The 13,368-nt window shown below is 75.0% G+C and carries 6 protein-coding genes; all 6 read right to left on the bottom strand.

What is annotated here, in order from left to right; translation table 11 throughout:
* Positions 1-228: 228 nt before the first annotated feature.
* The 6 genes from KO717_RS37080 to KO717_RS37055 all read right to left on the bottom strand — a co-directional run bounded on the left by KO717_RS37080 (position 229) and on the right by KO717_RS37055 (position 13,269).
* Complete coding sequence (locus KO717_RS37080) at positions 229-3,249, bottom strand: condensation domain-containing protein (protein ID WP_301374277.1); 3,021 nt, start codon at positions 3,247-3,249, stop codon at positions 229-231.
* A complete protein-coding gene (locus tag KO717_RS37075) occupies positions 3,239-5,089 on the bottom strand; it encodes a non-ribosomal peptide synthetase (protein WP_301374276.1) in 1,851 nt (616 codons plus the stop codon). The genes KO717_RS37080 and KO717_RS37075 overlap by 11 nt, the downstream gene beginning before the upstream one ends.
* Before the next feature lies 1 nt (position 5,090).
* On the bottom strand, positions 5,091-7,013 hold the full coding sequence (locus KO717_RS37070) for a non-ribosomal peptide synthetase (protein WP_301374274.1): 1,923 nt from the start codon (positions 7,011-7,013) through the stop codon (positions 5,091-5,093).
* The gene (locus tag KO717_RS37065; protein ID WP_301374272.1) at positions 7,013-10,198 is read right to left on the bottom strand and encodes a non-ribosomal peptide synthetase; all 3,186 of its coding nucleotides are present in this window, start codon (positions 10,196-10,198) and stop codon (positions 7,013-7,015) included. The genes KO717_RS37070 and KO717_RS37065 overlap by 1 nt, the downstream gene beginning before the upstream one ends.
* A gap of 286 nt (positions 10,199-10,484) precedes the next feature.
* On the bottom strand, positions 10,485-11,810 hold the full coding sequence (locus tag KO717_RS37060; protein ID WP_301374271.1) for a condensation domain-containing protein: 1,326 nt from the start codon (positions 11,808-11,810) through the stop codon (positions 10,485-10,487).
* 103 nt (positions 11,811-11,913) lie between these two features.
* Positions 11,914-13,269 carry an MFS transporter gene (locus tag KO717_RS37055; RefSeq protein ID WP_301374269.1) on the bottom strand — a complete coding sequence of 452 codons (1,356 nt, stop codon included), beginning with the start codon at positions 13,267-13,269 and terminating at the stop codon, positions 11,914-11,916.
* Positions 13,270-13,368 lie beyond the last annotated feature (99 nt).

Here is a 13,368-nt window from a genome sequence, read left to right as displayed (position 1 = left end):
TATCTCGGCACGATCACTCGCCGACTCGGTGACTGGGAGACCACCGCGGATGAGCCTGGGAGCCCGGCGCGTACGTGCCGGATGGCAGTGGTGGGCTGCCGGCCCGACTACGGCCCCGGTCCGGCATGCCGTGGGCGTGGCCGATGTCGTCCTCGGCCACGGTCGGCTCACGCCTCGGGCGTGCTGCGCCCGGGGCCCCCTCGGGGTGCTCCGGGCGCAGGCGGCGGGTCAGCCGTGGTCGGGTGGCGTGGCGCCGATCATCTCTGCCAGTACGGTCCGCCGGTCCTCTCCCGGGCGTGCGCGGAGGGGACGGGCCAGGCGTGCGCTGTCGTAGTGCCAGCGGTGGTCGAGGTCCCGGGGCACGGCCTCGGTGGTGCGGAAGTCCGCGCGGGTGCCGTGCAGTTCCGTGAGGTCCTGCGCCAGGTCGTGCCAGGACACGTGGCCGCTGCACGCGTTGGCGACTCCGTGCACGGGCCGGTCCAGGCTCTCGGCCACCGCGCGGGCCAGGGCGGCCGCGTGTACCCAGGCGGCTCCGTACCAGCCGTGTCCGCCGGTACCGGGACGGGGCAGGTCGATCGGCCGTCCTTCGCGGGCGGCCTGGTAGAGCGTGCCGATGGCACCCCAGCGCAGCTGTTCGCGCAGCCGGTCGTGCGCGCCCCAGACGAGCGGTGACCGTACGGCGCTCGCGCCCCCGCGCCCCTCGGTCCCCGCGGCGCGCAGCAGCATGGCCTCGCAGTCGAGCTTGGCCCGCCCGTACGGGCTGACGGGCTCGTGGGGCGGCGCCTCCTCGGCGACCCGGTCGGTCCCGGGGTGCCCGTAGGCGTCGACGCTGCTGACGAAGACGAACGGTCCGCGCCGCCAGGCGTCGACCATCGTCTCCATCGCCGCCAGGTCCACGTCGTGCCGGGTGAAGGTGCAGGCGGAGTGGACGACGGCGTCGGCCTGCGCGACGGCGTCCCGCAGCCCGGCCAGGTCGGAGAGGTCGCCTTCGATGACGTCGACGCCCTCGGTGGCGATGAGATGGGCGGACTCGGGCCGGGCCAGCGCCAGCACGGGGCGGCCCTGCGCGGCGAGTTCACGCACGACGAACGCGCCCACGCCGCCCGTGGCGCCGGTGACCAGCACCGTGCCCGGGCGGATGTCCCGGGAGCGGGGGGCCGGCCTGCTCGCGGTCTTCGCGGCGCTCTGCTGCGCCGCCCGTTCGTCGAGGAGCGCGGTCAGCGCCCGGGGCGTACGGGCCTGGAGCACGTCGAGGCCCGTGAGCGGCAGCCCGAGGTCCGTACGCAGGCGTTCGGCGAGCTGAACGGCTTTCAGGGAGTGGCCGCCGAGGGCGAAGAAGTCGTCGTCCGGCGACGGGGAGACACCGAGCACCGCGGTGAAGGTCTCCCTGACCGCTGCGGCCCGGGGGCCGGACGGGGCGTTCGGCGTGGACGTCCCGGGCAGCCGGGTGTGGTCGAGCGGCCCGGCGGCCGAGCGCGGCAGCACGTCGAGCAGTGTGACCGTGGCGGGCACGGCCTCGGGCGGGAGCGACCGGCGCAGCAGGCCCAGCAGTTCGTGACCGGACGGGCCGACGCTGTCGTGCAGGACGGCGTAGGCCACGGGCGGCCCTTGCCCGGGCCGGACCACCGTGGCGTCGGCGACGCCCGGGTGGGCGCGCAGAGCCTGCGCGGCCGGGTGACGGTCGCCTTGCGGCCCGTCATCGTCCCCGGGGGCGGCGCCGTCCCCGGATCCGGAGCCGTCGCTCGGGCCGGTGAGGGCCAGCTTGCTCAGGGCGAGTTCCGGGTCGGCGGCGACCGCGTGGAGCAGCGCCGCGTAATCCCGGACGGCCGCCTCCGCCACGGTGTCGTCCAGCGCGTTCGGGTCGTACTGGACGAGCGCCTGGGGCCGGGTGTCGTCGCCGCCGGGCACGAGGCCGTAGGACAAGGTGAACTTGGCGCCGTCGGAGGGGATGTCGACGTACTCGGCCGACGTACCCGGCAGCCGGAGCACCGTCGGCTCGCCGAGGACGTCGGAGGTGACGCGGACCAGCGCGGTGCCGTCGGCGCCGCGCGCCCCGGCGCCGAGGCGTTCGAGGACCAGGTCGAAGGGGATGTGCCGGTGGCGCTGCGCTTCGAGGAGTGCGGCGCTCACGCGGCGCAGCAGCTGGGCGAAGGACGGGTCGCCGGAGACGTCCACCCGTACGGGCAGGGTGTTGACGCACAGGCCGACCAGGCCGCGCATGGCGGTTCCGCTGCGGTGGGTGCCGGCCACGCCGATGACGAGGTCGTCGTCGCCGGTGAGGCGGTGCAGTGCGGCGAAGGCCGCGGTGAGCGACACGGCGAAGAGCGTGGCCTGCCGCTGTGCGCCCAGTGCCCGCAGGGCTTCGGGCACGGTCGGCGCCAGGGGCACGCGGTGCGCGGCCCCGGGCCGTGCGGCCGTGTGCGGCGCGGCGGCCGCCGGCCGGGGCAGGCGCGGTGGGGCGGCGTCGGCCAGCAGGTCGCTCCAGCGGTTCAGTTCCGCCTCGAAGCCGGGCAGGGCGTCGTGCTCGCGGCGCGCGTGGTCGGCGTACTGCGGCGGTGCGGCGAGTGCGTGGCGACTCGTTCCGCCGGTGGCCGCCGTGTAGAGGGCGGCGAGTTCGGTGGCCACGGTCTCCAGTGAGGCGCCGTCCACGGCGATGTGGTGGAACGTCAGCAGCACGGTGTGGTCCTGAGGGCCGTGGCGCAGGACGAGCGCCCGTACCGCGTCGCCGGCCGCGAGGTCGAACGGCCGGCCCGTCTCGCGCCGCAGCAGCTGCGGGGCGTCCATGGCGTCGGCGTCGGTGTCGACGACGTGGACGGCGACCGTCCGGGGCGTCGGGAGCACCTCCTGGCAGGGCTCGCCCTCGTGCTCCGTGTAGCGGGTGCGGAGGATGGCGTGCCGGGCCACCAGCTGGGTGAGGGCGGTGGAGAACGCGGCGACGTCGAACGGTCCGCGCACACGGGTGGCGAACGGGACGTGGTAGGAGTCGCCCGCGCCGCCGAGCCGCTCCATCAGCCACATGCGGCGCTGGGCGCGGGAGAGGGGGACCCCTGCGGCCTGCGGGGCCGTGGTGGGCGTGGCGGAGGGGACGGTGTCCTGCGGTGCGTGGCCGTCCCGACCGGCGCTCGCGCCGGCGGTGGGCTCGGCTTCGGCCGTCGCGCGCCGGGCGGTTCCGGCGCGGGCCCGGCGCAGCAGCTCCTGCTGGAGTTGCTGCCTGCGGTCGCGGGCCGCGGAGTCGGTGTCAGTGGACATCGCTGTGCTCCGGGGTCTCGGGGTGGAGGTCCGCGTGGGCGGCCAGGAGGGCGCGTTCGACCAGCGCGGCCTGCGCGGCGACGGTCGGGGCGGCGAAGAACTCGGCGAGGGACAGTTCTACGCCGAGTTCCTCGCGCAGGTCGTCGGTGACGGCGAGGGCGAGGAGGGAATGGCCGCCGAGGAGGAGGAACTCGTCGTCGGCGCGGGTGACCTCGTTGCCCAGTGCCTGGCTCCACACTTCGGCGACGGCCTGTTCCAGCGGTGTCATCTTCGCCGCCGGCCCGTCGGCAGGCCGGTCCTCGCCGGCGTGCGCACGTGCGGTGAGTGCGCGCCGGTCGACCTTGCCGGCCGGGGTGAGGGGCAGCCGCTCCAGCACGGTGACCGTGTCGGGCACCAGGTGGGCGGGCAGGACCGAGGTGAGCCGCTCGCGCAGTGCCGACCCGTGCGGTACAGGGCCGGGCGCGGCGACGACGAACGCGACGAGGCGCGCCTCGGGGGTGCCGGCGCCGTCGACGGTGACGGCGGAGTCGTCGACGTCCGGCTGCTCGCGGAGGGCGTGTTCGACCTCTGCGGGTTCGATGCGGAAGCCGCGGACCTTGACCTGGTCGTCGTTGCGGCCGTGGAACTGGAGGATGCCGTCGGGACGGAGGGAGACGATGTCGCCCGTGCGGTAGAGCCGCCCGCCGGCCGCGGGATGCTCGACGAACCGTTCGGCGGTGAGTGCGGGCAGGCCCGTGTATCCGTGGGCGAGCCTGCTGCCGCCGATCCACAGTTCTCCCCGGTCGCCGTCGGCGACCGGATGGCCGTCGGCGTCCAGGACGTGTGCTGTGGCGCCGGAGACGGGCCTGCCGATCGGTATCGGTCCTTCGCAGTCCTGCTCGGTGACCCGGTGGGCGGTTGCGAAGGTGGTCGTCTCGGTCGGCCCGTAGCCGTTGACGAGCTCCAGCCAGGGGAAGGCGGTGAGCACCTCACGGGCCTGGGCGGCGGCCATCGCCTCGCCTCCCACGACGACCGAGCGGAGCTGGGCGAAGACGCGGGAGCGGCGTGCGGCGAGCTGGTGGAAGAGGGCCGTGGTGAAGAACGCCACGGTCACGCCGTGCCGCTCGACGTGCCGTGCCAGGTCCTCCAGGGAGGGCCGCTGCTCGGTGCAGACGACGACCGCGGCGCCGTTGGCGAGCGCGGCCCAGACTTCGAACGTCGAGGCGTCGAAGGTCATGGGCGAGTGGAACAGGACGCGGTCGCGGCTGCTGAGGGTGACGTAGTCGGGTGCGGTGACCAGCTCGGCGATGGCCCCGTGCGGCACGAGGACGCCCTTGGGACGGCCGGTGGAACCGGAGGTGAACATGATGAACGCCGGGCTGTCCGGGTCGGACTCGTCGATCGGGCGGCCATTCGTGAGGGGCTCCTCGGGCAGGGCGAGGACGGGGCCGGGGAGGGTGGCCGCGTCCAGCAGCTTCGCGTCGCCGACGGTGAGCTTCACCTGCGCGTCGGCGATCATCGCCTCGGTGCGCGGGCGGGGCTGGGCGGGGTCGAGCGGCACGCACACGGCTCCCGCCAGCCACAGGCCGAGCTGCGCGACGACCGTACGGGACGACCGCGCCGTCAGGAGCGCCACCCGGTCGCCGCGGGCCACCCCGTGTGCGCGCAGGTGTGCCGCGAGGGCGTGGCCGGCCCTGAGGAGACGGCGGTACGTGAGGGTGGTGTCGCCGTCCACGACGGCGAGCGCGCCGGGGGTGAGTGCGGCGTGCCGCGCGACGAGCGCCGGCAGGGCCGTCGCCGGGCCGGCGGACTGCGAGGGGGTGGGCTGCGAAGTGGCGGACTGCGGGGTGGTGACGGTCATGTCAGTCTCCTTCCGGGCGCGGGGTCCGGCGCTGGTCGAGGAGGGCGGCGAAGGCGCGCAGGTCGGTGCTGCGCAGCAGCTCGGGGGCGCGCAGGCGTACTCCGGCCTCGCGCTCGACCGTTGCCAGCAGCCGTGCGGCGACGACGGAGGTGCCGCCGGCGTCGGTGAAGTTGTCGCCGAGTCCGATGCCGGGCCGGCCGAGGAGGTCGCGTACGGTCGCCAGTACCAGCCGCTCGGAGGCGGTGACGGTGGCGGTGACGTCGGCGTCGGCGAGGTCGTCCGTGGCGGTGGTCCTGGACGGTACGGGCACCGAGGCCTGGGCCTGGGCTGCCAGGGCGGGCCGGTCCACCTTGCCGTTGGCGTCGAGCGGGAAGCCGTCGACGATCCGTACAGCGGTGGGGACGGCCTGCTCGGGGAGCCAGGACCGGACCGCGTCGAGGAGGTCGCCGGTCGCGGGGGCGGCGCCGTCGGCGGGCCGTACGTGCGCGACGAGGCGGCCGTGGCCGGAGCTGTCGCGCAGCACGGTGACGACGGCGGTGCGCACCCGGGGGTCCTGCTCGAAGGCGGCTTCCACCTCGACCGGTTCGATCCGCACCCCGCTGATCTTCACCTGGTCGTCGAGGCGGCCGAGGAAGTCCAGGCTGCCGTCGGCGTTCATCCGCACCCGGTCGCCGGTGCGGTAGAGGCGGTCGATCGCGGGCAGTTCCAGGTCCTGCGGAGGCGCGGTGAACCGGCGTGCGGTGAGTTCGGGGTCGAGGTACCCGAGTGCCAGGCAGTGGCCGCCGACGCGCAGTTCGCCCTCCTGCCCGCGGGCGACGGGGCGGCCTTCGTCGTCCGTGACGACGAGGGTGACGCCCGGCAGCGCGGTGCCGATGGGCGGCGGGGTCGGGTCGCCGGCCTCCGGGTCGGCGCCGCGCATCGTGTGGGTGGTGGTGACGACGGTGGCTTCCGCGGGGCCGTAGGCGTTGTGGACGGTCGCGGTGACGTCGGTGCCGGGGCGGCGGCGCATGCGGTCGCCGCCGACGACGAGGTGACGCAGCTTCAGGTCCTGCGGCCAGGGCCGGTCCAGGAGCGGTTCGACGGTGGGAGTGGCCGCCACGGCGTGGGTGAGGGCGGCGTCACGCCACCAGTCGGTGAGTACGTGCGAGTCCCAGCGGGTGTCGTCCGGGGCAGGGACGAGGGCGGCGCCGGAGGTCAGGGCGGCCCACAGTTCCAGCAGGTGCGGGTCGAACGCGACCCCGATGAGCAGGGACTGGCGGTCGCCCGGTGCGAGGCCGGTCTCGGCCCGGTACCAGTCGAGGGCGACGGAGAGCGAGGACTCGGCCACGGCGACCGCCTTGGGGCGGCCGGTGGAACCGGAGGTGAGGACGGCGTACAGGGCGCCGTCGGGGGCGCGCCGGGTGCCACGGACGGAGTCGGTGAAGGCGGCCACCGCGGTGGCGGGGGCGTTGACGCCGCCGGTGGGCAGCGCCAGCAGGACGTGCTCCCCGCCGCGGTGTTCCGCGGGCAGGACGGCGGGGTCGCCGATGAGGCAGGCCACGTCGAGGTCCTCGGTGACGGCCTGGATGCGGCGTTCGCCGGGGCGCGGGCCGAGCGGCAGGTAGACGGCGCCGAGCCGGGCGAGCGCGACGGCGGTCACCACCAGGGCGGTGGACCGGTCGAGGCAGACGCCGACCAGGTCACCGGGCCGGACGCGGTCGGCCAGATCGGCGGCGACCAGCGCGGCCGCCGCGTCGAGGTCCTGGTACGTCCAGGTCTCCGTACGGTCGATCACTGCCGGGGCCTGCGGGGTACGCCGGGCCCAGTCCTCGAAGCGGGCGAGCACACGGGTCGGTTCGGCTGCGGGGCCGTGGGCGACGCTCGGCGTGGATGCGGTGTCGAGGGGCGTGGCGGGAAGGGCGGGCGCGGTCGGGGACTGGATCATCACGACTCCGTGGAAAGGGCGGTGGTGGCGAGGGCTTCGGCCTGGTCGGCGAGCACGGGGTTGCGGAAGAGCACCTTCAGCGGCGGGCGCGTGCCCAGCCGGGGCTCCAGCCAGGCGGCCAGCTCGGCGGCCAGCAGGGAATGGCCCCCGCTGTGGAAGAAGTGGGAGCGGTCGTCGAAACGGCTGTGGCCGAGGACCTTGCGCCAGCCTTCCGTGAGCAGAGCCGTCATCGGATCGTCGGACACGGAGGACACGGAGGACACGGCGGGCACGTCGGTGGTCGCGGGCCCGGGCTCCGAGCCGGTTCCGGGCTCGGGGGTCACGGCGTCGTCGGGGTCGAGCGCCGCCGCTCGGCGGGACAGTGCCGTACGGTCGGGCTTGCCGCCGGCGAGGGTCGGCATGGTCTCGAGCCGTGCCCAGCGGGCGGGCACGAGGGGGCCCGGCAGGCGGCGGCTCAGCTCGGCGTGCAGTGCCTTCTCGTCGAAGGCCGCGCCGTCGGCCCCGTCTTCGAGGAAGCCGACGAGCCGGGGCCCGCCGGGGTTCTCCCGGTCCAGTACGACGGCGCAGGACCGGCCGCCCAGCACGGCGGACGCGGCCGCCTCGATCTCCTCCAGCTCGATGCGGTGACCGCGCAGTTTGATCTGGTTGTCGCGCCGCCCGAGGAAGTAGAGCAGACCGTCCGGACCGCGGTAGCCGAGGTCGCCGGTGAGGTAGACGCGCTGTCCGCCGAGTGTGTCGACGGTCACGAACCGGGCGGCCGTCGCCTCCTCGTTGCCCGCGTAGCCCTCGGCGAGACCGGGTCCGGCGACGGCGAGTTCACCGACCGCGCCCGGCGGCAGCGGACGGCGGTGGGCGTCCAGGACGTGGATCCGCTCGCCCGGGAGCTCGGTGCCCAGGGGGATCTCGGATCCCTCGGCGAGGGCGTCGCGGGAGACCTCGTGGACGGTCGAGCTGATGGCGGCCTCCGTGACGCCGTACATGTTGAGCACGGTGGCGTCGGTGTCGGCGAGGACGCCGCGCAGGGCCTCCACGGGAAGGCGCTCGCCGCCGAGGACCAGGAGCCTGGGCGCCCAGCTCCCGTCGCGCAGTGCAGGACGCAGGTCCTCACGGGTGGCGAGGAAGTAGCTGGTGGGCAGGTTGGCGACGGTGACCCGGGCGGATCCCAGCAGGTCGGCGAGCTCCGCGCCCGTGGGCACCTCGTGCTCGGGCAGGACCAGGCACGCGCCGGCGTGCAGGGCCGGCAGCACCTCTTCGAGCGCCACGTCGAAGGACGGCTGGGCGAACATCAGGACCCGGTCCGAGGTGGTGAGGCCGAACCGGTCGGCGGCCGCGGTCAGATGGTGCACGAGTGCCGCGGGGCCGACGGCGACCGGCTTCGGCAGCCCGGTGGAGCCGGAGGTGTGGATGACGTACGCGGTGCCGGGAAGTGCGGCGGTTCCGCGCGCGGGAGGCAGGACCGGGGCGTCGATCCGGGCGGTCGGCAGTGCTTCCGGCAGGGCCGGGGTGCCGTCACCGGTGAGCACCAGCGCCGGGGCGAGCCGCTCCAGCAGCAGACCGAGCCGGGCGGGCGGATCGGACGGGGACAGCGGGCAGTAGACGGCGCCGGTCCGCAGGCACGCGAGCAGGGCGACGACGGAGTCGGTCCCCCGGGGCAGGACCACGGCCACCGGCCGGCCGGGCGTCACACCGGCGGCGCGCAGTCGCTCGGCGAGCGAGCCGACGCGGTCGTCGAGTTCGCCGTAGGTGAGACGGCGGGCGCCCCACAGCAGGGCCGGCTGCGACGGGTGGTGCGCGGCGACGGGATCCAGCGGATCGCGGTCGGCCGGGACGGGCACGGGTGCGGCGGCCGGCTCCGGGGCGGTCGGCACCAGGTCGGCCAGCGGGGTCTCGGGGCTGTCGAGATAGGCGCGCAGCAGGTCCAGGAAGCGGCCGGAGAGCAGCCGGGCGACGTCTTCGCCGAAGAGGTCCATATCGTAGTCCCAGACCAGCGTCATGCCGGGCGCGCCGTGGCGCGGGGTGACGCCGCGCCGGTCGTCCGGGAGCAGGACCACGTCGAGGTCGAAGCGGGTGGTGCCGGTGTTGAAGCCTTCGAAGAGGGTGATGTCGAGGCCGGGCACGTCGATCTCGGGCAGCGGGGCGTCGTGGGCGCTGAACATGACGGAGAAGAGCGGGTTGTCGGCGCCGGAGGTGTGCATGCCGAGCGCCCGGGTCAGCTCCTGGACCGGTACGTCCTGGTGCGGCAGGGCCCGGATGAGGGTGTCGGTGACCTCGTCCATGGCGTCCTGGGCGGGGGCGGCGCCGTCCAGGGCGAGGGGCAGCGGGATGGTGTTGACGAACATGCCCACGGCGTCTTCGTAGCCGAGGGGGCGGTTGCCGACGGCGGTGCCGATGACCATCCGGGAGCGGCCGCTGTGGCGGCGCAGGAGTTCGGCGAACAGGCCGAGGAGCGTGGAGAAGGGGGTGAGACCGCGGGTACGGGCGTGTGCGCGCAGGCGTTCGGTGAGATCGGCGCCGATGGTCTGGCGCAGCTGTCCGCCGTGGTGCTTGCGGCGGGCGCCGGGGCGGGTCAGGCCCGGCAGCGGGAGGTCGTGCTGCTGGTCGCGGAGTTCGGCCCGCCAGAAGTCGAGCGATTCGGGGGCGTACGCGGCCTCGGCCCGCTCCCGGACGTGGTCCGCGTACGAGGAGGCGGTCGGGAGCTCCAGGGTCTCGCCGAGGACGTGGGCGCGGTAGACGCGGAAGACGTCGTCGAGCAGGATCGCGAAGGAGTGCCCGTCGTGGATCAGGTGGTGTTCGACGTGGACCAGCCGGTGGTGGCGCTCGGCCAGTCGCACGAGCGTCCAGCGGATGAGCGGTGCCTCGAAGGTGTCGAGCGGTGTCTCGGCCTCGGCGCGCAGGAGACGGGCGAAGGCCGCCTCGGGGTCCTCGTCGGTGCTGAGGTCGACCGTGTGCAGTCTCGGCGCACACTGCGACGCGACCCGCTGGGCCGGTACGGACCCGGTGGAGGCGACGAGTTCGAGCCGCAGACCGGGATGGCGTGCCAGGGTGGCGGCGAGTCCGCGGCGCAGCGCCCCGGTGTCGAGCGTGCCCCACAGGTCCAGTGAGGCGGTGAAGTTGTAGGCGCGACTGCCGGGCTGCATCTGCTCGTGCAGCCAGACGATCTCCTGCGAGGAGGAGAGGGGAAGCATGGGCGATCCCTGTGGTTGTCGGGTCGGTCTCCGGTGCCGGCCACGGTCGTGTCCGGTGGTCGTACGGGCGGCTACGCGGGTCGCGCGGTGCCGCCGACTTCGTGGGGGGATGCCGTGGGGGAGGTTCGGGGTGCGCGGCGGCGTGGGTGGTGCCGGGTGCGCGTGGGCGCCGGTGCGCGGCGCTGCGGGAGCGGACGTGTGCGGGTCGTTCCCGGGGGATGCGGCCGGTGTCGCCGTGGCGGACGGGCTTCGGCGGCCTCCTGGCGCGGGGCCGCGGGGGGCGGGGTCACCGCCCGGTGTGCTCCGGGGGGCGCAGCGCGTGGGTGAGTGCGTCGAAGGCCCGGTGCGCGGTCTCGTCGTCGAGTACCGCCCGGTCCCAGACCATCCGCAGGCGGATCTCCGCGCCCTGGGTGACGGATACGGCGAAGGGTCCGCGTACCGGCCGGCCGTCGACGTGGACCTCCCGTCCCTCGACACCGGCGAGCACCAGGGGCGGGCGACGGCTGTCGTCGTCCACGGTGAGCAGGCCGTCGAGGCCTCCGGTCCAGCCCGAACCGGCGGCCCGCACGGCGGCCACGACCGCGTCGAACGGTACGTCGGCGCGGTCGAGGTCGTCCCACCACACGTCGGCCGTCGCCTCCGGGCCGGGTCCGTGGCCGGGTCCGGTGCCGGTGTCGGGTCCGGTGTCGGGTCCGGTGTCGGCCGGGAAGACGAGGGTGTTGAGGAAGCATCCGACGACCGGCTCCGCTCCCGGCGGCCGGCCGCCCCACGGGTAGCCGAGCGGGACGGCGCGGCCGGGGCCGTACAGCTCGCGGACCGCGGAACGGCAGGCGTCGAGCAGTCCGGGGAAGGACACCCCCCCGTCGTGCGCGGGCAGCCGGGCCTGGGCGGCGCCGCTGGGCCGTGCGCCCTCGGGCACGCGGGCCGGACGGGGCGCCGGAGCGTGGGCTTGCAGCGCGTGCAGCCGGTCCGCCCAGTACGCGGCCGCTTCGGGCGTCTCCGCCCGTTCCTCGGCGGCGAGCTGGCGCAGGACCGCGTCCTGGTAGGCGGCGCGTTCGGCTGCCGTCTCGCCCGGTGCCGCGTGGGATGCGGTGGGCTCCTCGCCGTAGGCGGCGCCGAGTTCGTCGACGATCCGCGCCAGCGACCGGCCGTCGCACACGGCGTGGTCCAGGGCGACGGCGAGAATGTCCTGCGCCCGCTCCGCATCGTGTACGAGGAAGAGCCGCAAGGGGGGACCCTGCGCCTCCCAGGAGTCCAGCGCGCGGCGGAGCGCGTCGGTGGGCGACTCCCCCGGTACGGGCTCCGGCCGGGTCAGACCGACGTCCGGATCGGCGGCGCGCAGGACCGGGGTGCCGCGGATGACGGCGGGCCGTGAGCGCAGGGCGGTGTGCCGCGCGGCGAGCCGGGATGCCGCTGCCCGCAGGCGTTCGGGGTCGATGCTCCCCTGCGGGAACGCGAAGAACATCGGCACCACGTCGGGACGTCCCGACGGGTCCAGCGAACGCACCAGCAGGAAACGGCGCTGCGCTCCGGTCACCGGCAGCAGGGTGTCGGACCGGTCGTCGGTGAGACGCCGGTAGCGGGCCAGGTACTGACTCGTGATGCTGGGCACGTGGTCCTCTTCGTCGTGGCCGCGGTCGCGCGGAACGGGTGGCGCGGCGGGCGGTGCCCGCGCCGGGGGCGTCCCCGGTCGCCGTACGGTGGTCGGTCGAGGGTCAGACGGTGGGTGCGGGGGCGGGCCGTTCGTCGCCGTCGGCGGGGGCCGTGTCCCGGGGTGCCCCGTGGCCGGGGCCCGTGCCACCGGCGCCGCCGTCGTCCTGCGGACCGGGCAGGTCCCGCATGCGGCGCAGCGGGGAGAGCACCAGCGGCAGCGGTACGGCGAGGATGCCGACGGCGCACCAGGCGAGTGCCGTACGCGAGCCGTAGGACTGGGCGAGGGCTCCGCCGAGGAGCGCGCCCAGCGGCAGGGTGCCCCACATGAGGAAGCGCAGGGTGGCGTTCATCCGGCCGAGCAGCCGCGGCGGGCACATGCCCTGGCGGAAGCTGACCTGGGCGACGTTGTAGACGACGGCGCCGAACGAGACGACCGCCGATCCGGCGGCGAAGAGGACCGCTCCGGGGACACCGTGCCCGGACAGGGGCCACAGCAGCGCGAACGGGCCGGTCACGACGACGGACAGGAGCATGACCCGGGCCTGCCCCAGCCCGGCGGCGAGGCGCCCGGCGCACAGGGCTCCCAGGAGGCCTCCCACGGCCGACGCGGACAGCACCAGTCCGAGCCCGCCGGCCTCCAATCCGACGACACGGACGAGATGTACGGTCTGCGTCGCCATCAGGACGGCCGTGGAGAAGTTGGCGAGGCCGGTCGTGAGGGCGATGACACGGAGCAGCGGGTGGCCGAAGACGAAGCGGACGCCCTCGCCGATCTCCTTGCGCAGGGAGCCTCCGGCGGCGGCGGGTTCGGGTGCTTCCTCGGTGCGCTCGACGCGCAGGAGGAAGAGGGCGGAGAGCACGTAGCCGACGGCGTCGACGATGACCGCGAACTGCGCCCCGACGAGCTGGACCAGTCCGCCGCCGATACCGGGGCCGGTGACCTGGGCGGTGGAACGGACGGTCTCCAGGGCGCCGTTGCCGGCCACGAGTTGCTCACGGGGCAGGATCTGCGGGAGGTAGCTCTGATGGGCGACGTCGAAGAACACGGTCGCCACGCCGGTCACGAGGGCGACGGCGTAGAGCTGGGCCATGGTCAGGACGCCGGCGAGCGCGGCGGCGGGGATGCTGGCCATGGCCATGGCGCGCACCAGGTCCGCGCGGATCATCAGGGGCCGCTTGCGCATGCGGTCGGTGAGCGCCCCGGCGGGCAGTCCGACGAGCAGGAAGGCCGCGGTCTCGGCGGCGGTCAGAAGGCCCACCTGGAAGGCGGGGGCGTCGAGTTCGAGGACGGCCACGAGGGGCAGCGCCACCAGGGTCACCTGTGCACCGAGCTGTCCGGTGGCAGCTCCCGCGAGTAACAGTCGGAAGTCGCGCAAGCGCAGAGGGCCACCGGAAGTGGCTCGGGATGTGTCGGACATGTGAACGACATTCACGGATCCATCGCTCAACAGTCAAAGTAAACCTGTCACTTTCGGACTTGTTTTGCGCTGTTGCGGACATCGATCGGGAAATCCTTC

It is taken from the genome of Streptomyces xanthophaeus (genome assembly GCF_030440515.1).
Classification (GTDB): domain Bacteria; phylum Actinomycetota; class Actinomycetes; order Streptomycetales; family Streptomycetaceae; genus Streptomyces; species Streptomyces kutzneri.
Note: the sequence above shows the minus strand (reverse complement) of the source record. Positions and strands in the feature narration are given on the sequence as shown.

Bases quoted from the DNA above. Each gene is read 5' to 3' on its own strand.
- KO717_RS37080 (WP_301374277.1), bottom strand. From the start codon at position 3,249: ATGTCCACTGACACCGACTCCGCGGCCCGCGACCGCAGGCAGCAACTC.
- KO717_RS37075 (WP_301374276.1), bottom strand. From the start codon at position 5,089: ATGACCGTCACCACCCCGCAGTCCGCCACTTCGCAGCCCACCCCCTCG.
- KO717_RS37070 (WP_301374274.1), bottom strand. From the start codon at position 7,013: ATGATCCAGTCCCCGACCGCGCCCGCCCTTCCCGCCACGCCCCTCGAC.
- KO717_RS37065 (WP_301374272.1), bottom strand. From the start codon at position 10,198: ATGCTTCCCCTCTCCTCCTCGCAGGAGATCGTCTGGCTGCACGAGCAG.
- KO717_RS37055 (WP_301374269.1), bottom strand. From the start codon at position 13,269: ATGTCCGACACATCCCGAGCCACTTCCGGTGGCCCTCTGCGCTTGCGC.